Annotated in this window: 25 protein-coding genes; 2 read left to right on the forward strand and 23 right to left on the reverse strand. The window is 47.3% G+C overall.

Annotated features, from left to right (window positions below; genetic code table 11):
• Positions 1 to 2: 2 nt before the first annotated feature.
• From KY305_RS17815 to lrpC, 6 genes are all read right to left on the reverse strand, one after another.
• The gene (locus tag KY305_RS17815) at positions 3 to 1,265 is read right to left on the reverse strand and encodes a glycosyltransferase family 2 protein (RefSeq protein WP_223063668.1); all 1,263 of its coding nucleotides are present in this window, start codon (positions 1,263 to 1,265) and stop codon (positions 3 to 5) included.
• Positions 1,258 to 2,988, reverse strand: coding sequence for a DUF2334 domain-containing protein (locus KY305_RS17820; protein ID WP_223063669.1), 1,731 nt, complete (start codon positions 2,986 to 2,988; stop codon positions 1,258 to 1,260). Before KY305_RS17820 ends, KY305_RS17815 begins: the two co-directional genes overlap by 8 nt.
• A complete protein-coding gene (locus tag KY305_RS17825) occupies positions 2,978 to 3,829 on the reverse strand; it encodes a diguanylate cyclase domain-containing protein (protein ID WP_223063670.1) in 852 nt (283 codons plus the stop codon). Before KY305_RS17825 ends, KY305_RS17820 begins: the two co-directional genes overlap by 11 nt.
• Positions 3,810 to 4,895 carry a lipoprotein YdaJ gene (locus KY305_RS17830; protein ID WP_223063671.1) on the reverse strand — a complete coding sequence of 362 codons (1,086 nt, stop codon included), beginning with the start codon at positions 4,893 to 4,895 and terminating at the stop codon, positions 3,810 to 3,812. The genes KY305_RS17825 and KY305_RS17830 overlap by 20 nt, the downstream gene beginning before the upstream one ends.
• A 204-nt stretch (positions 4,896 to 5,099) precedes the next feature.
• A complete protein-coding gene (locus KY305_RS17835; protein ID WP_223063707.1) occupies positions 5,100 to 7,286 on the reverse strand; it encodes a DNA topoisomerase III in 2,187 nt (728 codons plus the stop codon).
• Between the two features lie 63 nt (positions 7,287 to 7,349).
• Positions 7,350 to 7,784 carry a transcriptional regulator LrpC gene (gene lrpC, locus KY305_RS17840; protein WP_061528972.1) on the reverse strand — a complete coding sequence of 145 codons (435 nt, stop codon included), beginning with the start codon at positions 7,782 to 7,784 and terminating at the stop codon, positions 7,350 to 7,352.
• 172 nt (positions 7,785 to 7,956) lie between these two features.
• Here lrpC and KY305_RS17845 point away from each other — a divergent pair, with 172 nt between their 5' ends.
• On the forward strand, positions 7,957 to 8,247 hold the full coding sequence (locus tag KY305_RS17845; RefSeq protein ID WP_223063672.1) for a DUF3817 domain-containing protein: 291 nt from the start codon (positions 7,957 to 7,959) through the stop codon (positions 8,245 to 8,247).
• Positions 8,248 to 8,287: 40 nt separating this feature from the next.
• Here the strand turns inward: KY305_RS17845 and KY305_RS17850 are convergent, their stop codons facing one another.
• The 9 genes from KY305_RS17850 to KY305_RS17890 form a co-directional block, all read right to left on the reverse strand.
• Positions 8,288 to 9,097, reverse strand: a complete 810-nt coding sequence (locus tag KY305_RS17850) for a lipid II flippase Amj (protein ID WP_223063673.1) — start codon at positions 9,095 to 9,097, stop codon at positions 8,288 to 8,290.
• A gap of 491 nt (positions 9,098 to 9,588) precedes the next feature.
• Positions 9,589 to 10,011: a pyridoxamine 5'-phosphate oxidase family protein gene (locus KY305_RS17855; protein ID WP_223063674.1), complete on the reverse strand. Its 423-nt coding sequence runs from the start codon at positions 10,009 to 10,011 to the stop codon at positions 9,589 to 9,591.
• Positions 10,012 to 10,090: 79 nt separating this feature from the next.
• Positions 10,091 to 10,642, reverse strand: coding sequence for a GNAT family N-acetyltransferase (locus KY305_RS17860; RefSeq protein WP_223063675.1), 552 nt, complete (start codon positions 10,640 to 10,642; stop codon positions 10,091 to 10,093).
• Positions 10,643 to 10,729: 87 nt separating this feature from the next.
• Complete coding sequence (locus KY305_RS17865) at positions 10,730 to 11,233, reverse strand: D-lyxose/D-mannose family sugar isomerase (protein WP_223063676.1); 504 nt, start codon at positions 11,231 to 11,233, stop codon at positions 10,730 to 10,732.
• A 12-nt stretch (positions 11,234 to 11,245) separates the two neighbouring features.
• Positions 11,246 to 12,106: an SDR family oxidoreductase gene (locus KY305_RS17870; RefSeq protein ID WP_223063677.1), complete on the reverse strand. Its 861-nt coding sequence runs from the start codon at positions 12,104 to 12,106 to the stop codon at positions 11,246 to 11,248.
• A 162-nt stretch (positions 12,107 to 12,268) separates the two neighbouring features.
• Complete coding sequence (locus KY305_RS17875; RefSeq protein ID WP_223063678.1) at positions 12,269 to 13,783, reverse strand: class I adenylate-forming enzyme family protein; 1,515 nt, start codon at positions 13,781 to 13,783, stop codon at positions 12,269 to 12,271.
• A gap of 223 nt (positions 13,784 to 14,006) precedes the next feature.
• Positions 14,007 to 16,094 (reverse strand): BglG family transcription antiterminator, encoded by a 2,088-nt coding sequence (locus tag KY305_RS17880; protein ID WP_223063679.1) that lies wholly within the window; start codon positions 16,092 to 16,094, stop codon positions 14,007 to 14,009.
• Between the two features lie 302 nt (positions 16,095 to 16,396).
• Positions 16,397 to 17,299 (reverse strand): aldo/keto reductase, encoded by a 903-nt coding sequence (locus KY305_RS17885; RefSeq protein ID WP_223063680.1) that lies wholly within the window; start codon positions 17,297 to 17,299, stop codon positions 16,397 to 16,399.
• Between the two features lie 120 nt (positions 17,300 to 17,419).
• Positions 17,420 to 19,426, reverse strand: a complete 2,007-nt coding sequence (locus KY305_RS17890; protein WP_223063708.1) for a penicillin-binding transpeptidase domain-containing protein — start codon at positions 19,424 to 19,426, stop codon at positions 17,420 to 17,422.
• Between the two features lie 153 nt (positions 19,427 to 19,579).
• Here KY305_RS17890 and KY305_RS17895 point away from each other — a divergent pair, with 153 nt between their 5' ends.
• Complete coding sequence (locus tag KY305_RS17895) at positions 19,580 to 19,870, forward strand: antibiotic biosynthesis monooxygenase family protein (RefSeq protein WP_223063681.1); 291 nt, start codon at positions 19,580 to 19,582, stop codon at positions 19,868 to 19,870.
• Here KY305_RS17895 and KY305_RS17900 read toward each other — a convergent pair whose 3' ends face one another.
• From KY305_RS17900 to KY305_RS17935, 8 genes are all read right to left on the reverse strand, one after another.
• Positions 19,871 to 20,116: a YczI family protein gene (locus tag KY305_RS17900; RefSeq protein ID WP_061522853.1), complete on the reverse strand. Its 246-nt coding sequence runs from the start codon at positions 20,114 to 20,116 to the stop codon at positions 19,871 to 19,873.
• A 168-nt stretch (positions 20,117 to 20,284) separates the two neighbouring features.
• Entirely contained in the window at positions 20,285 to 20,926 is a 642-nt protein-coding gene (locus tag KY305_RS17905; protein WP_223063682.1) for a GDSL-type esterase/lipase family protein, read from the reverse strand.
• 64 nt (positions 20,927 to 20,990) lie between these two features.
• Positions 20,991 to 21,740, reverse strand: a complete 750-nt coding sequence (locus KY305_RS17910; protein ID WP_223063683.1) for an IclR family transcriptional regulator — start codon at positions 21,738 to 21,740, stop codon at positions 20,991 to 20,993.
• Between the two features lie 16 nt (positions 21,741 to 21,756).
• Complete coding sequence (locus KY305_RS17915) at positions 21,757 to 22,761, reverse strand: 5-oxoprolinase subunit C family protein (RefSeq protein ID WP_223063709.1); 1,005 nt, start codon at positions 22,759 to 22,761, stop codon at positions 21,757 to 21,759.
• Positions 22,762 to 22,763: 2 nt separating this feature from the next.
• Complete coding sequence (gene pxpB, locus KY305_RS17920; protein WP_223063684.1) at positions 22,764 to 23,495, reverse strand: 5-oxoprolinase subunit PxpB; 732 nt, start codon at positions 23,493 to 23,495, stop codon at positions 22,764 to 22,766.
• Positions 23,496 to 23,530: 35 nt separating this feature from the next.
• A complete protein-coding gene (locus KY305_RS17925; RefSeq protein ID WP_223063710.1) occupies positions 23,531 to 24,304 on the reverse strand; it encodes a putative hydro-lyase in 774 nt (257 codons plus the stop codon).
• A 25-nt stretch (positions 24,305 to 24,329) separates the two neighbouring features.
• Positions 24,330 to 25,544, reverse strand: a complete 1,215-nt coding sequence (locus KY305_RS17930; protein WP_223063685.1) for an NRAMP family divalent metal transporter — start codon at positions 25,542 to 25,544, stop codon at positions 24,330 to 24,332.
• Positions 25,545 to 25,565: 21 nt separating this feature from the next.
• Complete coding sequence (locus KY305_RS17935; protein WP_223063686.1) at positions 25,566 to 26,330, reverse strand: 5-oxoprolinase subunit PxpA; 765 nt, start codon at positions 26,328 to 26,330, stop codon at positions 25,566 to 25,568.
• Positions 26,331 to 26,488 lie beyond the last annotated feature (158 nt).

The following is a 26,488-nucleotide window of genomic DNA, read 5'->3' on the forward strand; positions in this document are numbered from 1 at the left end:
GGTCACCCGCTTTTATTTTGATTGTATCGCTCCGTTTTGTACCACTTGACTTCCTGCTTGAATAATCGGTGCTTGATTTCTGTAAATAACGAATAGATCACAAGCACGATCCAAGCCTGAGAGTATGTAAAGTACATCAGAAACACGATAAAGAAGTTTTGTTTGTTCATTTCTGTTTTTTCGATGCTTAATGTGATCATGACCTCGGTCATAAACAGAAAAAAGGCCAGTATCCACAAAATCATGGCCAAAAATCCGACTGATAAATGCAGATCATAAAACAGATTGATGACAAAGATCGTGTTTGACATAATCACGCCGAAGAAAAACAGAAAGTACGTAAAAAAGAAATAAAATAAATCAAAGATAATCCGTTTGCGTTTCAGCTTGAAAAATTGGGATAAAAACTTGAGGACGACGTATTGGTTGCCGCGCGCCCACCTTGTCCGCTGCCGCCACCAGACCTTCCACGTCTCTGGCTCCTGCTCCCACGTCACCGCCGCCGGGAAAAAGCGGATATGATAGCCGAGATTATAGACGCGGATGGTCAGCTCGGTATCCTCTGCCAGCGCCTTCTCATCCCATCCTCCGAGCTGTTCAATAATGCTTCTGCGAATGGCGAAGTTTGTTCCCGGGATAGTAGCAATTTTGAACCACTTCCACCTGCCGCCCTGCGCCATCCATTGAAAACAGATCGTTTCAATGTTGATAAATTTCGTCAGCAGCGTTTTTGCCGCGTTAATGACACGGAATTTCCCGACAACAGCCCCCGCCTTCTGGTCATTCATCAGTCCGAGAACCAAGTAATAGACCGCCATTTTTTCAGGGGTGTTGTCCGCGTCATATACGCAGATGACCTCGCCGTTCGCTTCGGCAAAACCTGAATTCAGCGCCGACGATTTGCCTTTTCCGGCCTGCGGCGGCTTTGTGATGACCATTTTAATGAAGTCATATTGCCGGGAAAATTCGCTGACAATCTCCCCCGTCCGGTCGGATGAGTTATCATTGACGACGATAATCTCCAGCCGGTCTTTCGGATAATACAAATTCACCATCGCCTTCAGCGTCTGCCTGATGACGACCTCCTCATTATGCGCCGGAATAAGAACGCTGACCTTCGGAAGCTCTCCCATATTCCCGCGCCATTTCGGAATGTTCCGCTCGAAGGTCATATAATGCCTGAAACCGCCCTGCATCAGAAACATGTGATAGAGAAGCATCACCCATATTAAACTTAGTGAGATAAAAAACAGAATGTTACTCAAGGCTTCTTCTCTCCTTAAAGATTCGTTTTTTTAATGTGGCGCGTAAATACAGGGTATAGCCGGCAAACATAACGACGAACAAAAACACCACGCCGGAGAGAATCCACAGCGCTTTTTCCAGCGGCGTCTGCTGATGATGCCCGAAAAATGCCCATACAGGATGAATCTTGTTTTGCACGTGAATGGTTCCGTCCCCGTTCGTTTTGATCTCAACGCTGTCAGACGTTACCGTTTGCTTTGTTTTCTTCAAATCGAGCCATTCGCCATTAGGGATGCGATCCATTTGATCGATGAGCTGAGGCAAGTATTTCATGCCGAGATACGGGTGATAAAACCCTCCCGCAACTCCGCCTTCAAAGTCAATCATTTGAGAGATTTTATTTTCCATGTCTCCGAAGGGATTTTCTTTCGACGCGTTGACAAAGCCGATCGTTTCAGGATAAAGCGTCATCCCGTGCAGCATTTCGGGCTTTGAGACATATGGCGGCACGCCCGAGGTTTTCCATGTTGTGCCGCTGAGCTGCACTTGGCCGAATACGCTTGAGAAATAAGAAGACGCGATGCTGTAGCCTTCTTCGGACATTGTATAATGCGGGGCTTCGAATGATAGCGGATAAAGGCCCAGCTGTGTTAAATCGTCAATCGCCTGCTCAAGCTTCGTTCTCGTATAGATGTCTTCTTTTTTCCGGAAAGGCTGTACGTACGTTTGGTAAGCTTTTTCATCCGGAAAGTCCTGCTCCTTTTCGAGCTTCACGGGTGGATCATCCGTATTTTCCGAGGTGATCGGCTGATCCTCCTTGGCGTCCCAAAATTCAAAGCCTTCTCCCGTTTCACTGTAGCGGTATGCATGTGTATATCCGTGAATAATGATGCTGCCGCCCATTTTTTGCAGTTTCTTCAACACGTTCACCATTCTCGGCTTGTCAGACAGGTATACCTTTTCTCCGTTTTCCGGATTCAGATATACCGGAATAACGGCCATGATAAACGGGATGTTTCTTTTATGCAGATAGGCGCCCGCTTTGTAAAGCAATTTTTCATCTGACATCGGGCTGATGTCTTCAAGCCGCAAATAGAGGAGCGTACTCCCCGGCGATTCTCCAAACACTTTTCTCAGTTCTTTCGCCGTAAGGAGAGAATCGTTTAATAGATTCGTATAGCCGAAGTAATAGTTTGAGCTGTCCGTTTTCCACATAAAAGGGTATGTTTTGCCGTCACTGGATCGGTACGTATAGAGGGCTTTTCCCTTTATTCCCGATACGCCGGACACATCCGCGCCTTTTTCCAATGAGAGGTCTGTTTTTTCCTCATTACTGTAAATGCGATATACATTTTCTTTTTCTGTTAACGATAAACCCGAAAATTGGCGGAACTGCTCCGCATTGTAACCGATGCTGACGAGCTGCTGCGGCATCTTGCTGATGAGGGAAACAAACTGCCGGCTCAGCCTTTTTTTCGTTTCTCCGTAATAAATGATGCGGCTTTTTCCTTTGAGATCGGCGGCTGTGAGGTCGTGATCGCTTTTAACGGTGACAGAAGATGAGAAATGGCCGGCGAGCAAATCAAGCATTTTGCCATTAGCGGTTTCTTTGCCATCCAAGCTTGTATAGATGATGAGAATTCCGTCATCCCTGTTTTTTGCTTCCGCCGTGCGGGGAACATAATATGCCGCTGCGAACATAAGCAGCGCGGCCAAAAAGAGACGTATCCATTTATAGTTCATTCATCATCATCTCGTTTTCCAGTTCATTTAAAAATTGCTCCGCCGTTTTCAAATCCTTTCGGTACGGCAGATAGCATACGCGGAAGGTAATGGATACGTATTTTCCGTTTTGAAGCCGGTACGTATCTAATTCCTTTTTCAGCTTCGCCAGAACGGCCGGCATGTTTTCTTCCGATGTATGAGTCAGCACAATTCCGAACCGTTCGTCAGACGGCCGGAACTTTTTGTCGGTTTCCCGTACGCTTGATCTGATTTGGCGGCTGATAAACGCCAGCAGGCGGTCGGTTTCTTTTTCTCCGTAGAGAGATTTAAATTCTTTGAAATAATGCATGTGCAAAAGCAGAAAGACAAAAGAATTACCGTAGCGCTCCGCCCGCTTGATTTCTTCAGAAAGCTCCAGCTTCATTCGCTGCTGGTTGTCAAAACCCGTGACTCTGTCTACCGCTACAAAACTTGTAATCTCTTCCCCCAGCTGCTTCACTGAGCGCTGCAGGCCTTTCGCCAAGTCGTGAATTCTGCCTGACATATAGGAAAACAGTAAAAGCGCCGCACCCCAGATGACAAGCATTTGAAATCCTTCAGCCGGAGCAAACAGCACAATGCTGCCGGTTTGAAACCAAAGCAGCAGACTGCCGAGCACAAATAAAATGATCAAGGTGATGACGAGTGCATAGATCGTCCCGAACCATATTCCGGCTCCGATCACAAGCAATGTAATGCATGTGATAAGCAGCCCTTCCGATTGCTGCTGCGGCACATAATAAATAAAGAAAGCCAGTGCCGCTATCATTACAGCTGTATAACTGCATAATTTTTGTGATTCATTGAATGATATTTTCATTAAACAATTTCCTTTCAGCCAAAAGCGGCAGCAGGTTATCAAAAGAGTGGGTATCCCCGCCGCTCATATATCCTCCATAATCAGGTTTCAGCGGGTCCAGCGTTTCAAATGAAATCATTCTTTCATAAAACGATTTGATGACAGCCGGATCTCCTTTTTGCTCTAATAAGAAAAGAATCGCCAGGGCATAAACCGATGGTGATTCGTATTGAACCGACGGCTCTTTCGTGTCTGCACTGTACCGTCCGTACAGCTTTCCGTTTGACTTGAATTCCTGTGTAATCCATTTTGACAAAACGGCGGCCTTGTCATCCCCCTGTTTCAGATTCACGGCGGCGTACAGCTGGTCAATGACATTCACTTCGCTGTCGTATTTGTATTCCTTTGTTTCGGTATTGTACGATTTCGGCAGAAAACCATTTTCCAGAGGCGCAAGATAGAGAACGTTCAGGTTCTGCTCTTCCGTTTTTTCACCAATGATTCCCTTTTCCTTCAGAAACCTCAATGCCTCCGGATGTACATATGATAACGTAACGGTCTTTGAAGCCGATCCGGAAGCGGCATCATAATAGTCCGTAAAATACCCGCCGTTCGTATTGTATTTTTTCAGCATTGATCCGATTTGTTGGGCCGTTTGTCCGTATCCGCTGTTTCCCCATAGAGATGCGGCCTGGTTCAGACATACCATAATTCTGAAATCGTCGATTAAAGCATTCGTGCCGCTGGCTTTATTTTTCTCAATCTTCCACGTCACGAGCCCGTTTTTGGTTAGAAATGTATCGGTTAACAGCCGATATTGGGCTTGAAAATGCTCTTCATCCTTCCTGCCGAGCAAAAACTCCATCCATAATCCGAGTGATTCAGATAAATATAACGGGTCACCGGATACATTCGTCTTTATCATCCCCTCGCCGTTCATCAGCTTATGATAGATAAAGTACTCTGCCGGCTGAAGCGGCCCTGACGGTTCAAGAGCCATCTGTTTATATGTGCCGGACTCTGCACAGCCCGCCGTCACCCCAATGGAAATGAAAAGTAAAATGACACACAAACCGAATTGTTTCACAGCCGATCCCCCTGTTTCCGATCACCTTTTTATACCAAAATCTCATTTTTTCACAAAGTATTTCTACTATATAAGAAACGTTCCCGGATTACTAGCACTTTTTTCATATTGGTAAAAATGGGATGTGCTCTGAAAAATGAGAGGACTGACAGAGAAAAACACAACAAAAGGCAGCATTTATATAAATGCTGCCTTCCTCTTGATTTATTTATCAAGCCCCAGCTTTTTCAGCTGCTCTGCCAGTGCGTTGTTAATCGGTTCATCGTTGTTTTGTTTTTTCATATAAGATGAAACGTCTCGCTTCGAGGCGCGTCCGCCCTTATCTTTTGCCTTGCGTTTTTCAAAGACGGACAATTTTTCACGGTGGCCGCATAAACATGCGAAGGTTTGGCCTTCGCCCTGGCCGCGGAGCTCCATTTTTTTATGGCAGTTCGGGCAGCGGGCGTTTGTTTTTCTCGCCAGCGTTTTCCGGCTGCCGCATTCCCGGTCTTGGCACACGAGCATCGTGCCGCGTTTGCCGTTGACCTTCAGCATCATTTTGCCGCACTCAGGGCAGGCGGTTCCGGAAATGTTATCATGCCTGAAGGTTTGGCTGCTGTTTTTGATTTCTTTCACCGTTTGACCCGCGTATGATTTCATATCTTTAATAAAGACGGCGGATTTCAATTTGCCCGCTGCGATGGCGGAGAGCTTTTGCTCCCACTCGGCAGTCAAAGCCGGTGATTTTAAATCTTCTGGAACGAGCTGTAAGAGCTGCTTTCCTTTTGACGTGATGAAAATATCTTTTTCTTTTTTCTCAATTAAAAAGCTGTTGAACAGTTTTTCAATAATATCGGCGCGGGTGGCGACTGTACCGAGTCCTCCCGTTTCGCCCAGCGTTTTGACAAGGTTTTTCTCTTCTCCCTGCATAAAAGCGCTCGGGTTCTCCATCGCGGATAATAGCGTTCCTTCATTAAAACGCGCCGGCGGTTTCGTCTGTCCGCTTGTTTCTTTCAGCGAGGTGACAGAAAGGCGCTGTCCCTGCTGAAGAGACGGGAGCGTCTGATCCTTGTCGTCCTCATGGTCATCGTCTTCCTCATACATATCATAGACGGCTTTCCAGCCCGGAGACTGAACGGTTTTGCCTTTTGCGGTAAACGTTTCTCCGCCGATGTCAGCAATCACCTTTGTTTCTTCATATTCAAACGCCGGCATCAAGACGGCGAGAAAACGTTTGGCAATCAGATCGTAAAGCTTGCGTTCCTTATCGCTGAGACTTGAGAGAATAAGCGGTTCCTCTGTCGGAATGATGGCATGGTGATCCGATACCTTGGCATCATTGACATAACCTTTATGCGCTTTAACACCGCGTTTTAAAATCTGATTGACGTATTGGGCGTAAGGTTTGACCTCCATGCCGTTCAAACGGTCCTTTAATGTCGGCACGATGTCAGCGGAAAGAAATCTTGAATCCGTCCGCGGGTATGTGACAAGCTTATGCTGCTCATACAGCTTTTGGAGAACGGACAGCGTTTCTTTCGCGGAAAAACCGAAACGTTTGTGAGCGTCACGCTGTAATTCCGTTAAATCGTAAAGACCGGGAGCGAAGCTTTTTTTCGCTGTTTTCTTCAATTCTGAAATGACAGCCTGTTTTCCTTGAAGCTCTTTTGCCAAACGGCCTGTCACCGCTTGGTCGAACGTTCTTGTCTGCTTTGTTTTCTTATCCTGCCACGTCAGCGTCATATGATCGGCTGCCGCGCGAAGCCCGTAATAAGGAACGGGCGTAAACGCCTGAATATCCGCTTCCCGTTTCGCGATCATGGCCAGAGTCGGCGTCTGGACACGTCCGCATGACAGCTGCGCGTTAAATTTTGTTGTCAGCGCGCGGGTCGCATTGATTCCGACAATCCAATCCGCTTCTGCTCTGGCAACGGCGGAATGGTACAGGTTTTCGTACTCTTTGCCGCTGCGGAGCTTTTGAAACCCTTCTTTGATCGCTTTATCAGTCACCGAGGAAATCCACAGCCGTTTGATCGGTTTATGGACATGCGCCTTTTCGATAATCCAGCGGGCGACAAGCTCCCCTTCCCGTCCTGCATCTGTCGCGATGACGATCTGGCTTACGTCTTTTCGGGCAAGCTGGGCTTTGACCGCATTGAACTGCTTCCCTGTTTTTTTAATGACGACGAGCTTCAGAGGCTCCGGAATAATCGGCAGATCTTCAAGCCGCCATGATTGATATTCTTTGCCGTATCCTTCAGGGTCAGCAAGCGTCACCAAATGCCCGAGCGCCCATGTGACGATGTAGCGGTCGCCTTCAAGATATCCGTTTCCTTTTTTATGACACTTCAGAACGCGGGCCAAGTCCCGTCCGACTGAAGGTTTTTCAGCTAATACAACTGTTTTTGACATACTTTTCACTTCTCTTTCTTTCACAATCATCCTGCTATTATAACAGACTTCCTCATGCTCTCTCTAATCAAGGACGTTTTTCGTGTCAATTTCTGAGAAAATGACATGGGTGACGGTTTGGGCATACGGAGAGGTGCGGTTGATGAATTGTTCGATCGCTTCCAGACTGTCCGCATTGATTTTCAGCATATAACACGCCGCTCCGGCAACGCGGAAGCAAAATTCGATATTGGGAATGGATTGAATGTAGGTTTTAAACTGATCATATTTTCCGTTTTTCACTGTCGCTTCTACAATACAAGATACAGGAAGCCCGATTTTCTTTTGATCAATTTCCAATGTATAACGTTTAATGACGCCGAAAGATTCAAGCTGCCTGACCCGTTCGGTTACGGACGGCGCTGACAGCTTAATTTTTCTGCCGAGCTCTCTCATGGACAGACGACTGTCTCTTTGTAGCTCCTTAATAATGCTCAGATCAATATTATCCAGTTTCATGACCGTAATCCTTCCTTACCCTTTTGGCTTTATTATCAGGAGAAATAAGTAAAAAGACAAGAGCAGCTGCTTGAAATATGACGGTTTTTCGAAAATGATGGCAAAACCGTCATATTTGGACGGCCCATCGCTTATAGTATAGAGAAATAGATGTCCGTAAGGAGGTTGTTTTATGCTTCACACGCCAATCGGCAGGCTTCGCACGATGGGATTTATCGAAGGCATGTCGCTTTTAGTGCTTTTGTTTATTGCGATGCCGCTCAAATATTGGGCACATCATCCGCTCGCCGTCACCATTGCCGGCTCCATTCATGGCGGATTGTTTATTGTATATTTGTTTGTGCTGGCTTATGCGGCGTTTTCTGTCAAATGGCCGTTCAAATGGTCAGCCGCCGGGTTTATCGCGGCTTTCATTCCGTTCGGCAACTTTTTTTATGACCGCGGCCTGAGAAACTATAAATAAAAAAAGCTCCTCTTTTCAAAGAGGAGCTTTTTTGCGCCCGTTACATCCATTGTGTCACCCAGGCAATATAATAAGCGCCGGGAATGAAGACGAGCTGGGCAAGCAGCGTGCCCGCCACCCTTGATGTCACCATTGTCAAGGATGCCCACTTTAAATGGACATAGCTTCGTTTGCCCTTCGCCACATCATCGGCGAGGACGGATACTTTCGGATCAACAAACACGGCCAAAAGCATGGTCGCAATCCCGTTGACTAAGCCGGATGCCATGACGGCCGTCGTGCTGTGCTCCGGCGCCAGAAGGCCGGCATACAGTGCAGACAGAACCCCGATCGTGTAAATCGAGGTAATGACCATATTAATGACAAACAGGCGTTTCGGGATCATCCGGAATTGAAGGCCTTTTAAATAGGAAACTGACGGCATTCTGATATAGGATCGGGCATGCTTCAGCCCATTCAGCGATAAACCTTTTTTGAACACCTGCATCACGGACCCGCCGCCGTCCGCCAAATGAATAATCGCCCGTGAAAATAAGGCGACGAATGTCGGGAGCAGGCAGATGCCGAGCATCGTCCCGACGGTTGAGCCGAATATTAAAAACCGAAACTGCGCGCCTACGACAGACAGCGCATTTGTCCCTGCGGCATCAACTAAATGTCCGGTAAACGGCTGCTGCACCATGTTTGACATGCGTGATACGATGACCATGACATTAAATAAGGACAGAGCGGATGCAATAAATCCGACTCTTGCGCCTGAAAGCCTCGTGGCGTAGGCAAGCGTTTCAATAGAGTGAATTAACAGCAGAAAGCAAAAAATGAACAGTACTTGTGATGTGATAACGTGCAATTTCTTTTTCCTCCAGCTTCTTCATACTGATTAGACTCTCTAAAAGCGGTCGAGGTTTCGTGATAAATAAAAAAACCGCCCGGCTTGGCCGGTGCGGTTTGTCTTATTCTTTTCTAAGCAAATAAAGATTATATTTCCCGCCTTAGCCCGCGGGGCAGATTCATTATTGATTGTTCCGACAGAATCATCGTTCGAAAGTAAACACCATGGAATTTCTTGAACACAAGACAACGAAAGCCCTACCTCTCAATCGTCACTGCGGCTCCGAAGCCGCGCCGGTGTGAATTGTAAAACAAAAAGTCTTTTTTCCATCTCTTCGTTAGGGGCGAATGTTCAGAAGGAAAAGAATAAGCTCAGCTTTCTTTCAAGCTGTATATTGAAGCCTGAAGCTTCTTTATAAAACAGAAAAAAGAAGTTTACTTTCTTTTTTATTTGCATGTTTGGTACCTAGCGGTTAATTATAACAGACTGCCCCTGAATAATCAAATCTGTTAAAGCTTCAGCTCAGCCGGCGCTGTCTCACCAGCGTTCATCAGCTTGATCTGCTGCGGTTTAATTTCAAGAACAACCAAGTTCGGATCGTCTTTTCCGTCGAACCAGCGCTCCAATTTTGAACTCCAAAGCTTATCTTTCAGTTCCTCTGAATTGTTGAGCTTAGCTGTTCCGGCAACCTCCACATAAGCGTCACCGAAGCCTTCACAGTCATAGCCTAACAGGATATGGACATTCGGGTTGTTTTCAATTTCTTCCGCTTTATGTGTTTCCTTGCTTGTCGGCGTGTAAATCGTTAAGCCGTCATGGAAAAATGTCATATAGCGGGAATGCGGCTTACCTTGCTCTACGGTAGCAAGCGAACCGATTTTATGATGATCCAGCACTTCCAGCACTTTTTGTTTGATTTCATCCTGATTCATAAAGAATCACTCCTTTTTAACGTCTCCGCTTTTACTTTTCCACAACGGGAAGACAATTAAACCAAGAAGTGTGCTCTTCTTATTTATCAGGATTCCACTCCCGCTTCAGCATGCTGTAGTTGACTGAATCATGATATGTGCCTTGCACAAAAATGCCTTCTCTCGCCAAGCCCTCCTTCTGAAACCCGAGGCGTTCCGGAATGGCTCTGCTTTTCGCGTTTTTCTCGGCAGCACAGATCATGATGCGGTTCAGTCCGAGATCACAAAAAGCATAGGCAATGACAGCCCGGCAGCAGGCGGTAATAATGCCTTTTCCTTCATCATTTTGATCAAGCCAATAGCCGATTTCCGCTTTATGGTTGGCTGTATCCAAATTGTGCATACTGATCATGCCGCAAAAACGGCCTTTTAAAAAAATACCTGCATCAAATCCTTTTTGTTCTGCATATTTATAACGCCATTCCGGTATGAGTATATTGCGGTATGTGTCGATATCAGCCAGCTCTTCAGCCCAGCTTAGCCATTCGCTGAGATGTTTTTGGTTTCGCTTAATCACCGCGTATAATTCATTCGTATCTTCCTGTGTGAGCAGTCTGATGGTGAGATTCTCATCTATTTGATAAGAAAACATAGCCGCACCTTCTTTCCTTTATTAGCCATTATACTTCTTTTTTCATTTTTTTCCACATAAAAAAGATGGAGCTTATAAGCTCCATCCTTAAATACGCGGATCGGTAAATATATCATGGTCATCCGTGCTTGTCGAAGACATTTCAGTAACGACCGCTCCTTTTGTTCCCGCTTGGAACCAATGTTTCGTATTTGGCGGAATGGTGTATTGTCCGCCCGGCTCCAGCACAATCTCATGCCAGACGGTGTAATATTCCCGATCTTCTTCGGGCGGGAGAACTTTCGGATGTTCCGTTTCTTCGCCTTCCACATAAAGATACACCTTGCCCCACCGGCAGCGGAAGGTTTCTTGTTTCCCCTTTTCGCCGTTAACGGGCGGATGGCGGTGTTCCGGGCACGTCTGGCCCGGAAACAGCACCAATTCTTTAGAGCAGTACCGATCGGTGTTGGCGTAAATAAACAGCTGGAGCCCCGTTTCTTGAAGCTTGCCTAAGCCGTAATCCATTATCTGAATGTCCTCGATCTCATCATCAGTCAGAATGATTCCCGCTTTTTGAAAATATGCATTAACGTCACGTCTTGAGGTTCCCATGCTCTCGCCCCCTTATGTGGTCACAAAGCCGCCGCCGTTGACGTGCAGCGTTTGCCCTGTCATGTAGGAAGATTCATCAGAAGCAAGCAGCACATAGCAGCCGACATGTTCGACAGGCTGGCCGGCGCGCCCCATCGGCGTATCTTGGCCGAAGGAAGCGACTGATTCTCCTGAGAATGTGGACGGAATAAGAGGTGTCCAGATCGGCCCCGGCGCTACGGCGTTGACACGGATTCCGTCTTTGACAAGCGCTTGGGCCATTGATCTCGTAAACCCGTTAATTGCGCCTTTTGTTGCTGTATAGTCAATCAGCTGCGGGTTGCCTCTGTACGGATTAATTGATGTCGTATTGATAATGGAGCTGCCCGGCTTCATATAGTCAATTGCTTTTTTAGTCAAATAAAATTGCGAGTAAAAGTTTGTCTGAAAGGTTCTGTGAAGCTGCTCGCTTGTAATGTCCTTAATGCTTTCTTGCGGGTGCTGTTCTGCGGCATTATTCACGAGAATGTCGAGACGTCCGAATTCATTCACCGTTTTTTCAACCGCTTCATTGCAAAACTCCTCCTCGCCGACGTCGCCGGAGATCAGCAGACATTTCACGCCTTCTTGTTCAACACGTTTTTTTGTATCTTCCGCATCTCCGTGTTCATCAAAATAGACGATGGTGATATTTGCGCCTTCCTTAGCGTAAGCCACTGCCACGGCGCGGCCGATGCCGCTGTCTCCGCCGGTGACAAGGGCGGTTTTCCCTTTTAATTTATTTGCGCCTTTATATTCTTTGTCCTCATATACAGGTGCCGGATTCATTTCGCTCTCGATTCCGGGCTGGCGGTTCTGTGTTTCCGCAGGAAATTCTTTCGGATAGTTTCCCATGTCATGTTCCTCCTTTTTGTTCGCTGTCATATTTCTTGTCTACCTCTTGCATTTGCGGATTAAACATGAAAGAACAGTTCGAAAACGTTTTTGGAGAAAAATGTTTCACATGGAACGCATAAAAAAACGCATAAAAAAACCCGGCGGGATGCCGGGTTTTTCTTATGGACGCACCGCTTGTTTGCGCAATACGTCTTTTTTCACTTTGCCAAGGTTGTTTTTCGGAAGTTCGCTGACAAACTCGATTTCCGGAATTTTGAAGGCAGCAAGCCGTTCTTGACAGTAACGGGTAACCTCTTCTTCTGTAAGGTCTTCACTGCCGTTTGTCACGATGAATGCTTTCGGTTTTTCGCCGTAAAGCGGATCAGGGATACCGACTAAAGCCGTTTCAAGAATACCCGGAACTTGCTGGATAACCTCTTCAATCTGGTCAGGATAAATATTGTCTCCGCCGTAGATGATGACGTCCTTATAACGTCCGGTGATATAGATAAATCCATCCTCATCCACATAGCCGGAGTCTCCTGTGCGGAACCAGCCATCCTTTAGCACTTTCCGCGTCGCTTCTTCGTTGTCTTCATAGCCTTTGAATAAAAACGGGCTTGTAACGACAACTTCTCCGATTGAACCCTGAGGCAGCACTTCGCCTGTCTCCGGATCTTCAATCCGCACATCGACTTCCTCCATCGGTTTTCCTGCAGAGGCCGCTTTATCCATGCCCATTTGCGGATTCCATGAGCTGATGCCCCATGCTTCGGTGCTTCCGTAGGCGTGCATGAGCGGAATGCCGATATCGTCATACTGCTGGATGAGGCTGCTTGGCACTTTGGTGCCGCCTGTCAGCATATAAATAATTGAAGACAAATCAGTTTGGTGCTTTTCCCATGCTTTGAGCAGGTATGTGTAGTAGACAGGCAGCGCCATAACAGTTTGAATTTTTTCTTTTTCAATAAGCTTTAAGTTTTCAACAGGGTCCTGAGTGTCCGTCATGATAAACGTCGTCCCGGTCACCGTTCCGACCATCTGACAGATGATCGCGCTTGTATGGTAATTCGGATGACAAGCTAAGAAACGAACGTTCTGCATCCGTACGCTGCCCGCCAACGTGGACTTCACGTAGTTATAAATGCCGCCGTGGGTGACCATGCAGCGTTTCGGATTGCCTGTTGTGCCGGACGTAAACATCAGCAATGCCGTATCGTTTTCAGACACCATTTCAACATCAGGCGTTTCGCCGGAGCTGGTAAACAAAGCATCAAATTCAGGCGCTGTTTCCTCAGCGGTTCCCGTCACCACCGTCAGACGCAGCGATAATGTAAGCGCAGGAAGCACCTCTTTCATGATGTCTTCGAATTCTGTGCCGTAAAAAATGGCTTTCGGTTCACAGGCTGATAAGATGCCTTTCATTTCATAAGGTGTTAACTGCCAGCTGACCGGCACAACTGCCGCGCCGACTTCAAGCGCCGCAAACATGATGATAGATGATGCGCGGCCGTTTTTACAAAGCATTGCCACCCGGTCGCCTTTTTGTATGCCTTTATCTAGAAGCGCTTGTGCAAGCTGGTTGATTCGTTTGCGATATTCTGCGTAATTCAGGGTATGCGCACCGCTTTTTACAGCTTCTATCTCTTCGCTATTTGGAATGTCATGCAGAATCAGATGCTGCAATGTCTTCATATTTTCATCTCCCATAATGATAAATCCCATAAAACTCTGTCAGATTTTCTTCCTCACGCCACCCATTTTAAACCAAAAAAGATAACTTGTAAAACAATTTTGTTTTAGAACTATTCTATCTCGGAATGGTATAATAGTCCCGTGTTTTTAGTTTCTTCCCTGCACCTTACCCTCATACATGCCGAAAAAAACACACGCCTTTCCAGTGGCGTGCGCTTTCTGTTTACCGCTGCCATTTCTCCTGCATAAAGAGATAAAACAGCCTGTTTAACCGTTCATATAAATCCGCTTCACCCTCGGTCTGAAAGGCTTCCATGCTGTCTTTTGATTCAATGATGGCCGAGCTTACCGCGCTTAAAATTTCCGCTCCTTCAGCGGGCATATCAGCCGGCGCCATCATCACCAGCGCGCGTGTGACGGTAAGGGAGTTTCCGTCCATGCCTTTGACACTGTATGGAGCCGTCAAATCATAAATTTTGAAAAAAGGCGTGACAATTGCTTCATTTTTGAGATGATAAAGTGTCATCGCGGTGCCGGGGATGCCAAGGCCTCCCTGCCGCTCACGCTCAGCAAGCAGCAGCGCGGTTTTTTGCGCGTCACGGACATGGCCTTCTTCCTCCAGCATGTGAAACAGATTTCCCAAAAACAGATCGTATTCCATATTTGATTCGATGGGCCTGATTGAAAAATGCCGCAAAACGTCTTCGATGACCGCTGCATAATGCCTCATACGTCCGGCGGCCTCCAGCATATCCGGTGTGTCCGGTTTCTTTTCTTCTCTTGACTGCCTGCCTCGTTTTTTATCAAGAATCAGCGGGATCTTCCTTTTAATGTACTGCTTGACTTGATCAGCGTCTTCCTCGTCTAATAACGGGCTGACCATAATGTAATCAATATTTTCATACGGGATCGGGACAGTGGACACGATCATATCGTATGCGCCGATATCGCGGTCCTTCAGCTCAATGAGGGAAGACATGTCAAAGGAACGGATTTCAGGAAGCTCTTTTTTCAGCCTTGAGGCAAGCATTTTAGACGATCCGATGCCGCTTGAACACACGATCAGCGCCTTAATTTTCGCCTCTTCTCTTTTGATTTCCAGCGCTGAACCGAAATGAAGGACTATGAAAGCGATCTCATTATCGGAAAAAGCCAGTCCCGGAAAGTATTTTTCCATCCCTTCTTCTACCGCCATGTAGAGAAGAAAATAGTCGCGCTTAATTTGCTCCGTCATCGGGTTGTACATGTTGATATTTTCTTTCACACGGTTGATGGCCGGCTCCAGGTGGGCGATTAAACCGTCGTATAATGAACCGTTTTCCGTCAGGTCGATTTTGATTTTTTCAGAAATAAAGCAGATGAGCCGCTTTGTTTGCAAAGCGGTTTCGAATTCAATTTCCTGCGGTTTGAATTCAGTTTTGTATTTGCGGTTGGCGCTTCGCAAGTGAATCGTGATATAACCGATCTCAGCTTCCGGAATGAGAACGCCGAACGCTTTTTCAAGCTCTTTTGCCATTTCGAGCGCGGAGCCGTATTCTTTCGTCTGCTGAAGCGCCTCAAGTTCCGACGCCTCCATCGTGATCGTTTCGCCGAGTCTGATCCGATCCATTGCGAAGGTTAAATGAACCGCAAGTGCCATATAGGAGCTGTCAGATAAGGCGAATGCGATTTTTTCCTTCAGCTGAAATAAGAGCCGGTCCATTTTCAACAGTTCTCCTTTGTTCACGACGCCGAACATTTTCTCTGTTGAGCCGGGTGTTCTCTTAATATTCAATTCAACCGCTTCCAAAAAACTCTGAATATCAAGGCGGTTGACAATGAGATTGCCGACGATTTTCCGTTTTGCATTTTCAGGCCCTGTAAGCTGAATGCCGAAACCTCTTTTGCGGATAAGCGTCAGGCCGAACGGCGCAATCCACGCCTCCAGCTCATCCAGATCATAACTGACCGTCGCATTTGTGACTTGAAGTTCATTCGCAAGACTGTAGAGTTTGATCGGATCTTGAGACTCTAATAGCGAACAAAGAATCAAGAGCTTCCGTTCCTCGGCGCTGTATTCATTCTGTTCATAGGACAAATCAGCCAGCAGTCTTTGTTTATCTTCTGAACTCCCTACAGCCTTAAGGCCTTTTCCCGGCTGTTTATCAAGGGTCAGGCCGAATGATTCCATCAGCGGTTTGACCGTTTTCAATTCGCGGTGAATGGTACGTGTGCTGACTTGCAAAGCTTCTGCCAGTTCATGTACTGTCTCGTACCGATTTTGCAATAAAAGATGCTTCATTAATTTTTGTTCTCTCGCTGTCTTATACATGAAACGCGCCTCCAGATTTTCAAGTTGTGAGGGGCAGTGGATAGGGGTTGTGTTTGCTGGGGAAATTGATGTACCTTATAATATAAAACGCTTTCAGTTCATATTCAACCATTTATAAATGGTAATTTGGCATTGAGCAGTGCGACAGCATTGAAAAAAGAAAAATGTGTCAGATAACCTGTCGGGATGCTTGTTTCTCTATAAACGGCGGTCTATACTTCAAATTGACCTTATTGTTTTGACAATGCACACCACATGAACAAACGCCCGGAAGATGATCATCTTCCGGGCGTTTGTTTGTGTTATGGAATATCGTATCCTTGTACGCTTGTATAAATCCGAAACCACTGATCATGGCTGAGCTTGTATTCCGAAGCGCTGATCGCGGCGGAAATGCGGTTCTGTTTTCCGCTTCCCACGATCGGCATGATGTTTGCCGGGTGGGTGAACAGCCAGGCGTACATCACTTCATCAATGGATGCGGCTCCGATTTCCTCTTGGACGGACTCAAGCGCGGCACGGATTCGGGTGTCTTTGTCCGATGTTCCGGCAAATACGCTGCCGCCTGCAAGCGGTGACCATGCCATCGGTGCAATGCGTTTTTCCTGACAGAAGTCCAATGTGCCGTCATGGAGATTTTCCAGCTCATAGGCTGATATTTCAATTTGGTTGGTGACAAGCGGTTCATCCAAGTAGGATTCCAGCATTCTGTATTGATGCGCTTTAAAGTTTGACACGCCGAAATATCTGACCTTGCCTGAGCTTTTCAGCGCGTGAAATGCTTCGGCCACGGCTTCCGGGTCCATTAACGGGTCAGGCCTGTGAATGAGAAGCACATCCAGATAATCCGTGTTAAGGTTTAAAAGTGATTGCTCCGCAGACGCTAAAATATGAGCTTTCGCCGTATTATAATGATGCGACCTGTTTTCGGGCCGTTCCGGTGACTTGATGACAATCCCGCATTTCGTGACGATTTCTATTTGTTCCCTTACGGCAGGCGAAAGGGCAAGAGCTCCGCCGAACAGCTTCTCACACGTATAACCGCCGTATATGTCGGCGTGGTCGAAGGTGGTTATGCCTTGGGAAATACACCATTCAATGAGATTGAGCAGCTCCCCGTCCGAATAATTCCATTCATTCAAACGCCAAAGCCCGTGTATGACCCTTGAAAATTCCAGATCTTCTGCCAATTGAATACGCCGCATGTGAAATCCCCCTTTTTCTTTGTGTGTCCCCGCCTGTGATTGTGCTTTTTAGGAAATGCCCCATGCTCTTTGATTCGGCTTCAGCGGCCTATTATCCTTTCGTCCTGAAAAAATCGTCTTTTACTTGTCCTGAAATTGCTTTTTCGCTTTTTCCACGACATAGTGGCTTCCGCCGCGTTTTTTGACGTCTTGAATCATCATTGCGATCAGCAGGTCTTTCTTTTTGTAATCGTAGCCGACGAACCAGCCGTTTTCTTTGCCGTTTTTATCTTCTTTGGACGTCTTCAGTTCGGCTGTTCCCGTTTTTCCGGCTACGGTAATGCCGCTTACGACCGGCTGGTATGCTGAGCCGCGCGGATCTTCAACGACGCCTCTCAGGCCTTTTGTGATTTCTTCGGCATTTGCTTTGGATACCACTTGCTTGTGCCAGATCTCCGGTGTTTTCACGCCGTCTTTGACTAATGTCGGTTTGACGAGATTTCCGTCGGTTACAAATGCGGTATAGTCTGCTGCCAAGTGCAGCGGAGACATTTGCATCTGTCCCTGACCGTAACCGGTATCGCCGAGCAGGATATCGGAATCGAGCTTGCCGTTAGCGATTGATGACTTTTCTATCGGAAATTGATACGGAATATCTTCATCAAAGCCAAATGATTTTAATCCTTTTGTAAATGCATCTGCACCCGCGTCAATGGCATTTTGCGCAAAGTAGATATTGTCGGACGTAATCAAGGCGTTTTCGAGATCGACTTCACTCAGGCGCTCTGACACCCGCGTGACATGATAGCCTCCCCAGCTTGAGTCTTTTTGCCACTCTTTGCCGGTGATTTTTTTCTTTTCAGAAGCCTTTAACGTTCCGTTCGTCAGGCCGACCGCCGCGGCAATCGGTTTAATGGTTGAGCCCGGTGCATAGGTTTTGTTGAATTTTGCTGTAAACGGATTGTTTTTATCTTCGTTCAGCTTTTTCCATTCTTTATCGTTCCAGCCGAAAATAAAGCCGTTCGGGTCGTAAGACGGCGCGCTGACAAGCGCCAGGGTTTCTCCCGTTTTCGGTTCGAGGGCAACCGCCGCTCCGCTGTCATCCTTCATGGAGTCGTACAGCTTTGTTTGGGTTTTCATATCGATTGTTAAATGAATATCCTGGCCGTTTTCGGCTTTCTTTTCAGCAATGACGTCCCCTGTTTGCGGAACGTAAATTTTCCATCCCGTTTTGCCGCGCAGCTTGTCTTCATATACAAATTCAAGACCGGCGATGCCGATTTTGGATGTGTCGCTGTATTGGCCTTCTTTTGTTTCTTTCAATTTTTCCGCAGTGATGGTCTTAATATATCCGGTCAGGTGGGCCGCTTTTTCGCCGTACGGGTAGTAGCGGGAGCTGACTTTCGTTTTCGTGACGCCGTCTAATGAGAGCAGGCTGCTGACCATGCTTTCATCGTCAGGTCTGACCTTCTGAATCGGCACATAGGAGTCGTCTTTTACCCAGCTCTGATTCAGTTTGTTTTTAATATCGTCTTCAGAAAGGTCTAGTTTTTCAGACAGTTTTTTGATCACTTTTTCTTTGTCCTTGCCGAGTTTGCCAGGGATAATGCCGATTTCCGGCACCTCTGTATTAACGGCAAGTCCTTTTCCTTCTTTGTCGTAAATTTGGCCGCGCTTGGGTTCTTCATTTGCAATTTGCACGGTTTTGTCGTCAGCAAGCTGTTTGAAGATAAAGGAAGGATTCCAGTCGATGTTCCATGATTCTCCATCATCAGTTTTTTCTTTTTTCAGGACGGCCGTGTTTTCAAAGGCGACCTTTCCTGCTTTTGTATCCATACTGACTTTATAACCGATGTGCTGGAGGTCGTCTTTTTTCTTATCGTCTTCGTCCTGTTTTTCAGCAGTGACTTTCAGATTTTTGACGCCTGCCTGTTCATAAATGGTTTCATACCGTTTCACAAAATCCTTCTTGGATATTTTTTTCTTTTCATCCTGAGTAAGGCTTTGGTACATTTTATCGTAATGACCGCCGTTCCAATCTTTGACGAAATCTTTCATTCTGTCTTCGGCTGATTCTGTTTTTGAACAGCCGATCAATCCTATGATTCCTGCAAGTAAAAATAATACGTATATACCTTTTTTCACTATCTATTCCCCTGCCTTCCAAATGTTATTTTCTCCTAAACCAAATCAGGCATGCAAGGATTTTTTTCATACAGAGTGTAAAATTTTTTTATTTTTCTAGCAATCTTTGCCCATATTCCTATACAATTTATCTATTAAAAAAAGGGGGAGTTTTGAATGATCAGAGAAGCAGCCATGCTGCATGTAAAAGAAGGTCTTGAAGGGGAATTCGAAGAGGCGTTTCGCAGGGCGGAGCCGATTATAGCGGGCATGAAAGGTTATCTGTCCCATTCCTTGTCCAAATGTATGGAGGAGACGCATAAATATTTGCTGCTTGTAGAATGGGAGACATTGGAGGATCATACAAAAGGCTTTCGCGGATCGCCGGAGTATCAGGAATGGAAAGCCTTGCTGCACCGTTTTTATTCACCATTTCCCGTTGTGGAGCATTTTCAGGATATATCATGATCAGATAGCGTAAAGCGTAAAACCGATTAAGGAGATCGACCATACAAAAACGGCAGTGTACATATTAAATTTTCCCGAGCTGTCGTTTTCTTTTCTTTTTTCTTCCAGTCCTTGAATAAACATGACCGCACCGAGAAACACAAGCATAATCGGCTGGATGACTGAGGTATGCTCTGCATACGTAAATGCGGCAGCCGCAAGTATGATAATCAGCATAGCGAGTGATAGCTTTAAGGCGCGCAGCAAAAAAATCCACCCTTTCTTTTCTTCGTTTTTTGAACACAATTCTATTTCTGTCTTTATCCCCCATTATTCTAGCGTACTTTTTTTGCATATAGAACAAGAGACGGGCAATTTTAAGTTTGTTTTAAGGAGCGCAACAAAACGCGCCCCCAAAAAATGGAGCGCGTTTTGTTAAGAAGCGGCAAGGCTTCCGTATCCGAGCCCCCGCAGGACACGGGCCATGACTTCGTAGCCCCTGCCGTTAGGGTGAACGCGGTCAATGGAGAGATAGCCGTTCAGCTTTCCTTTGAAGGCGCTGTGAACATCGGCGATTTTCACGTGCGGCTCTGATGCGAGCGTGCTGAGGTGAGCATTATAAGAGGAAATCCATTTTTCAGCAATAGGGATGCTGGGAAACGGATTGTATAAATTGAAGACACGGATTTCATAAGGAGCCGGATGCTTTCCTTTTATGTCGGCAATTTTGGCAATCATCTTTTCAAAATTTTCATGGCAATGCGCAGACACGCGGGTAAAGATAGAGGCATCCGATGTTTGCTGATACGTTTGAACAGAATCGATTAAATCATTGCCGCAGCCTGTGATCGTAATCATATCTGCTGCTTGAATCCGCCTTTGAATATACGGACAAGACATAAGTCCCAGGATTTCTCCCGTCTCAAGGCCGGATTTCGCAAAAACAGAAATGTCGATCTTTGTCTGTAAATCTTCTTCCATCATACACCCGAAACGCTGAACAAAGCCGGCTGAAAACGGACAGGCTCCCCTTCCGGTGGTCAAAGAATCGCCGAGCGCCGTATAAACAAGTGCCATTTTCTTTCCTCCACTCGTTACTGTCGATATTGTAATGTACGCGAGTGAAGATAAATTGGCTCCGTCAATACCCCAATTTCTCAGAAATATGCTGCGCGGCGCTTTTGACCTTATCCGTTAAATACGGCAGGCGGTCCTCTGAAAATCTGGCTTCAAAGCCGGCAATGCTGATCCCCGCCGCCACCTTGCCTTCATGGTTGAAAATCGGCGCTCCGATCGCTGCGGTATAGTTCTCCAATTCTGAGTAGCTGAGCGTATACCCCGTTTTTAATGACGTTTCAATCGATTGTAGCAATGCAGCCGGATCTGTGATCGTGCCTGAGCCGATCGCCTTAAGCTCTGTCTGCTGAAGATAAGCTTCAATCTCAGCTCTTGGCAGAAACGACAAAATGCTTCTGGCGCACGCTCCCGCGTACAAGGGGGATCTCCGGCCGATTGCCGTATAGAGACGAACGGTTTGTGTGCCTTCTATTTTTTCGACATAAATGGCTTCATCACCGTCCCTCATAATAAGCTGAACTGCCTCATCCACTTCGACGCACAGCTCTTCCATGATAGGTTTTGCAATTTTTCTGATGTCAAGGCGTTCGGAGACGAGCTGCCCGAACTGTAAAAAAATCAGCCCCAATTGATAACGGCCATCGGCCCCGCGGGTGAGAAATCCCATTTCCTCCAATGAACAGGCCATCCGGTGAACGGAGGTTTTCGGCATCCCTGACTGTGATACCATTTCATTTAAGGTCAGACTCGGCTCTGTCAAAAACAAATGAAGCAATTCCATTGATTTGACTACGGTTTTGTTTTTGTTCTCCACGTTCTCAGCCCCTTTGTTATAGCCATTCCATTTTAAGCCTTACTTGCAGCTCGTTCACCTGCTCTTCTCTTTGCAGAATCAGCATTTCTGCTTCCTCTCTTGAAACAGGCTTGAAGGTGATATGCTCACCGGGCATCATTTGCGAGACGAGAGGAAGATCGGCAGAGATAATATGCGCAATTCTCGGATAGCCTCCCGTCGTTTGTCTGTCCGCCAGCAAAATGATCGGATTTCCGTCCGGCGGCACCTGCACCGTCCCGAATGTCACGGCCTCTGACACCATTTCCAGCGGCTCCTCTAATTCAAGCTGTTCGCCCTTCAGCCGATAGCCCATCCGGTCGGATTGCGGTGTGACTTTAAACGGATCATGATAAAAACGCGTTTTCGCCTCCTCGGTAAAGGCGTTAAATTGGGTGCCTTCCAGAACGCGAATAGCCGGATTTTTTTTCAGCGGTAAAAATCCCCGGCGGCTGACGGCCCAATCAGGTGCTGAATAACCGCGCTGTCCGGCAAAGCTGCTCAGACGGGCTGCTATGGTTTTCGATAGCTGTGTCATTCTGCCGAGCGGCAACTCGTCATCTTTTTGCAGCGCTCTGCCGTGAAAACCGCCAATCCCCGCTCTGACATAGGTGCTTTTGCTTCCCATGACGGCGGGCACGTCAAACCCTCCCGCAACAGCGAGATAAGCGCGGCTTCCCAGCTTGCACGGCCCAAATGAGAGAGTGCTGTTTTCCTTAATGAAAATCGGCTTCCACAGAGGGGCCGGCTCTCCGTTAATGTGTAAGGCAAATTCAGCGCCCGTTACGGCGATGACCGCGGGTTCTGTCATTTCAAACGAAGGCCCCGGCCCCATGAGCGTGATTTCAAGCCCCGCTTCTGTTTCTTCGTTTCCGGCGAGCATGTTGGCGATGCGCAGGGAAATGGTATCCATGGCGCCGCTTCCTAATACGCCGTATTTCTGATAACCGGTTCTGCCGGTATCCTGGATCGTTGTCAGCAGGCCAGGTTTCAACACTTTCATACTCAATTGGCTTCCTCCTTCCGGCGGCTGTATTCTTCCGCTGTGATTCGGACGAATTTCACCGTGTCACCGGCTCTTAACAGGCTCGGCGGATTTTTTTCAGGCTGAAACAGGCTAAGCGGCGTACTGCCGATCAGCTGCCAGCCGCCTGGGGTGGAAATCGGATACACACCTGTCTGAAGCCCGGCGATGCCGACTGAACCGGCCGGAATTGAAGGTCTCGGCGACGATTTTCTCGGGGCGGCGATCCGCTCAGACATTCCTCCTAAAAACGGAAATCCCGGTGCAAACCCAAGCATATAAACAAGATATTCGCCTTCGGTATGAATGCGGATGACATCTTCAGGCGTCAGATCGTTAAGCTTGGCGACCTCTTCTAAATCAGGACCGAATTCCCCGCCGTAACAAACAGGGATCTCGATGATCCGGCGGCCGTCTTTTTGCTCCGCCGTAAGATCGCTCAGGCGTTCCGCCACTTCTTTTTTCACCAGCTCAAACGGTGAGACACCCTTCTGAATGTCGGAGACGGCGTATACATCATAAAAGATGGTTAAGCTTGTAAAGGCCGGGATGCATTCAATGAATCCCGGAAACGGCCGTTCTTCCATACAAGCGGCTGCCGCATGAACGCGGCCGTTGACCTGCTCGCTGATTTGTTCGCCAAAACGGATGATAACGGCGGAATCACCGAGCGGCTGTATATCAAGTGCGGCATTGCCGCTATACTGCATCATTGTCATCACCTCGTTGTAAAATATCTTTTTCTCTATTACAGAACGGCCAGCGACTCATTCTCTATATCGGTGATCAGCATGTGCCCCGGCGAATGTGTAATCACGATGTCAGGTTTGGCCTCCATCACCACGGCCTGCGGTGTGACGCCGCAGGCCCAAAACACGGGAACCTCCCCTTCACGCACAGTGACAGCATCTCCGAAATCCGGCTTGTCCAGATCGCTGATACCGATGCCTTTCGGATTTCCGATATGGACGGGCCCGCCATGCACGGCGGGAAAACGGGACGTGACCTGCGCTGCACGGACGGCCTGCCTTTCCGGCACCGGTCTCATACTCACCACCATTTTTCCTGAAAAAGGACCTGCCGGGACACAGTCGATATCGGTTTTATACATCGGAACATTTGAACCTTCCTCGATATGCCTGACCGGAATTTGATGATTGATAAGCGCTTGTTCAAATGAAAAGCTGCAGCCGATCAAAAAGCCGACAAAATCATCCTTCCAATACGGCGTAATATCTGTCACCTCTTCGGCGAGCACACCGCGTTCATATATTCTGTACTTCGGAAAATCCGTCCTGATGTCGGCACCGGGCGCGGCGATTGCCGGAACGGGCGAACCTGCTTCCGTCACGTCAAGCACCGGGCAGGGCTTTTGATTGCGCTGGCAGAATAAGAGAAAATCAAAAGCTGACTCTTTTTTTAAAATGACGAGATTGGCTTGCGCATAAGAAGCGGCCATTCCCGCGGTCGGACCGGTGATCTGCCCCTTGCGAATCAGCTGCCTGACTTCATGCGGACTCATATCACTCATAAGCGGTTTCATCTCATCAGCTCCATAACTGCGGCAATTGTGTAAATAATGTATAAACCCCCATAACGGCCATTACCGCAACAACGATGGCGCCGCTAACAGTCAGCCAGATCGGATGCCTGTAGTCGCCGACGATTTTTTTCTTATGTGCGGCAAATAAAATCGTGCCTAATGCAATCGGCAAAATGAATCCGTTCAGAGATCCGACAAATACAAGAATTTTCGCGGGCTGTCCGACGGTGATAAAAACGAGTGTTGAAACGATGATAAAGCCGATAATAATACCTCTTGAATGCTTCTCGATTTTCGGAGAAAACGTTTTAAAAAAGGAAACAGACGTATAAGCAGCTCCGATAACCGATGTAATGGCTGCGGACCACATAATTAATCCGAATATTTTATAACCGACATTTCCTGCCGCAAGCTGGAACACTGAAGCAGCGGGGTTATTTTTGTCAATATTCAGTCCTTTTGAAACGACGCCGAGCACGGCAAGAAAAAGAGCGATCCTCATAATAGAAGTGATTAGAATTCCCGCTACAGAACTTTTTGTGACCTCGGGAATCGCATCCTTCCCTTTAATCCCGGCATCAAGCAGACGGTGGCCTCCGGCAAACGTGATATAGCCGCCGACTGTTCCGCCGACAAGCGTGACGATGGCAAGCACGCTGATATGATCGGGCACAAAGGTTTTGGCAATGGCATGGCCGACCGGCGGCGCCGTTGTGACAGCCACATATACAGTTAATAAAATCATGACAAACCCCGCGATTTGCGTAAAACGATCCATCGCTTTTCCGGCTTCTTTAATCATAAAAATGAGGACGGCAATAACCGCACTGATAACGGCGCCCGTTTCGGGAGAAATGCCGAACAGCACCTGAAGACCGAGTCCCGCCCCGCCGATATTTCCGATATTAAAAGCAAGGCCTCCAAGAACGATTATCGTGGCGATGATATACCCTAACCCCGGGAGCACCATATTGGCGATTTCCTGCCCTCTTTTTCCGGAAACGGCAATAATCCGCCATACATTGGTTTGGGCAAATATATCTAAAATAATAGAGATTAAAATGACGAATCCGAAACTGGCCGCCAATGTATTTGTAAAAGTAGCCGTCTGTGTCAGAAAACCCGGCCCGATCGCTGAAGTTGCCATTAAGAAAGCAGCTCCCATCAGCAATGACCAAGTTCCGGCTTTTTTCACTGCCGGCTGTTTTTTTTGCTCCATGCTGTCTTCCTCCCTCTGTGGTCAGTTCTGTGCCAGTGCACTGATATGAATGCCGGCGGCTTGTAATTCTTTTCTGATCGTTTTTGCGAATGTGAGTGCGTGGGCGCCGTCTCCGTGAATGCATACAGTGTCGGCCTGCAGGCGCACAGCTTGTCCCTGCTGGGAAGTTACGGTTCCGTCTTTGACCATTTGAATGACTTGCTTCACGGCTTTTGAATCATCCTGAATTAACGCGTCCGGCTGTGAGCGCGGCGTCAGTGTGCCATCCGCTTGATAGGTGCGGTCCGCAAATACTTCACTTGCCGTCTGAAGCCCGATCTGTTCTCCGGCTTTAATCAATTCGCTCCCGGCAAGCCCAAAAAGAATGAGCTCCTGATCAAAGCGGTATACGGCTTTGGCGATTGCTTCTGAAAGCTTTTGATCGACCGCCGCCATATTGTATAAGGCTCCGTGCGGCTTTACATGCTGCATGCTGAGTCCTTCGGCTTTTAAAAATCCTGACAGCGCGCCGATCTGATACATTGTCATATCGTACGCTTCGTCCGGAGAAATTGCGATCGGCCTCCGTCCGAACCCTTGAAGATCAGGAAGCCCGGGATGAGCGCCGATTTTCACGCCCTTGCCGGCTGCAAGCGCCACCGTTTTGCGCATGACGCCGGGGTCTCCCGCATGAAACCCGCAGGCGATGTTCGCAGATGTGACAAATTCCAGAATATCTTCATCGAGTCCGATCCGGTAAGCGCCGAAGCTTTCTCCTAAATCACAATTGACGTCAATCTGAAACATAAAATCCCTCCCGCTATTATGAAAACGCTTTATAATATTATTCCGTTATTCGGAATGACTATTCCGAATTATTGGACTTCTCCTTATTATAACAATTCTCACGGCTTTGAACATCGTTTTGTCAGAAAACCTACCATGGACCTATCCGGCATAAAAAA

The organism is Bacillus sp. YC2, from assembly GCF_019891195.1.
Taxonomy (GTDB): Bacteria; Bacillota; Bacilli; order Bacillales; family Bacillaceae; genus Bacillus.

Bases quoted from the DNA above. Each gene is read 5' to 3' on its own strand.
- KY305_RS17865 (WP_223063676.1), bottom strand. From the start codon at position 11,233: ATGGGAACCTCAAGACGTGACGTTAATGCATATTTTCAAAAAGCGGGA.
- KY305_RS17935 (WP_223063686.1), bottom strand. From the start codon at position 26,330: ATGTTTCAGATTGACGTCAATTGTGATTTAGGAGAAAGCTTCGGCGCT.
- KY305_RS17825 (WP_223063670.1), bottom strand. From the start codon at position 3,829: ATGAAAATATCATTCAATGAATCACAAAAATTATGCAGTTATACAGCT.
- lrpC (WP_061528972.1), bottom strand. From the start codon at position 7,784: ATGAAACTGGATAATATTGATCTGAGCATTATTAAGGAGCTACAAAGA.
- KY305_RS17835 (WP_223063707.1), bottom strand. From the start codon at position 7,286: ATGTCAAAAACAGTTGTATTAGCTGAAAAACCTTCAGTCGGACGGGAC.
- KY305_RS17860 (WP_223063675.1), bottom strand. From the start codon at position 10,642: ATGTTTTCTTATCAAATAGATGAGAATCTCACCATCAGACTGCTCACA.
- KY305_RS17855 (WP_223063674.1), bottom strand. From the start codon at position 10,011: ATGAATCAGGATGAAATCAAACAAAAAGTGCTGGAAGTGCTGGATCAT.
- KY305_RS17820 (WP_223063669.1), bottom strand. From the start codon at position 2,988: ATGAACTATAAATGGATACGTCTCTTTTTGGCCGCGCTGCTTATGTTC.
- KY305_RS17905 (WP_223063682.1), bottom strand. From the start codon at position 20,926: ATGGCACTTGTTTATACGGCGCTCGGCGATTCTTTGACCACCGGAAGG.
- KY305_RS17915 (WP_223063709.1), bottom strand. From the start codon at position 22,761: ATGAAAGTGTTGAAACCTGGCCTGCTGACAACGATCCAGGATACCGGC.
- KY305_RS17885 (WP_223063680.1), bottom strand. From the start codon at position 17,299: ATGCGGCGTATTCAATTGGCAGAAGATCTGGAATTTTCAAGGGTCATA.
- pxpB (WP_223063684.1), bottom strand. From the start codon at position 23,495: ATGATGCAGTATAGCGGCAATGCCGCACTTGATATACAGCCGCTCGGT.
- KY305_RS17930 (WP_223063685.1), bottom strand. From the start codon at position 25,544: ATGGAGCAAAAAAAACAGCCGGCAGTGAAAAAAGCCGGAACTTGGTCA.
- KY305_RS17870 (WP_223063677.1), bottom strand. From the start codon at position 12,106: ATGGGAAACTATCCGAAAGAATTTCCTGCGGAAACACAGAACCGCCAG.
- KY305_RS17925 (WP_223063710.1), bottom strand. From the start codon at position 24,304: ATGAGTCCGCATGAAGTCAGGCAGCTGATTCGCAAGGGGCAGATCACC.
- KY305_RS17875 (WP_223063678.1), bottom strand. From the start codon at position 13,783: ATGAAGACATTGCAGCATCTGATTCTGCATGACATTCCAAATAGCGAA.
- KY305_RS17845 (WP_223063672.1), top strand. From the start codon at position 7,957: ATGCTTCACACGCCAATCGGCAGGCTTCGCACGATGGGATTTATCGAA.
- KY305_RS17895 (WP_223063681.1), top strand. From the start codon at position 19,580: ATGATCAGAGAAGCAGCCATGCTGCATGTAAAAGAAGGTCTTGAAGGG.
- KY305_RS17880 (WP_223063679.1), bottom strand. From the start codon at position 16,094: ATGTATAAGACAGCGAGAGAACAAAAATTAATGAAGCATCTTTTATTG.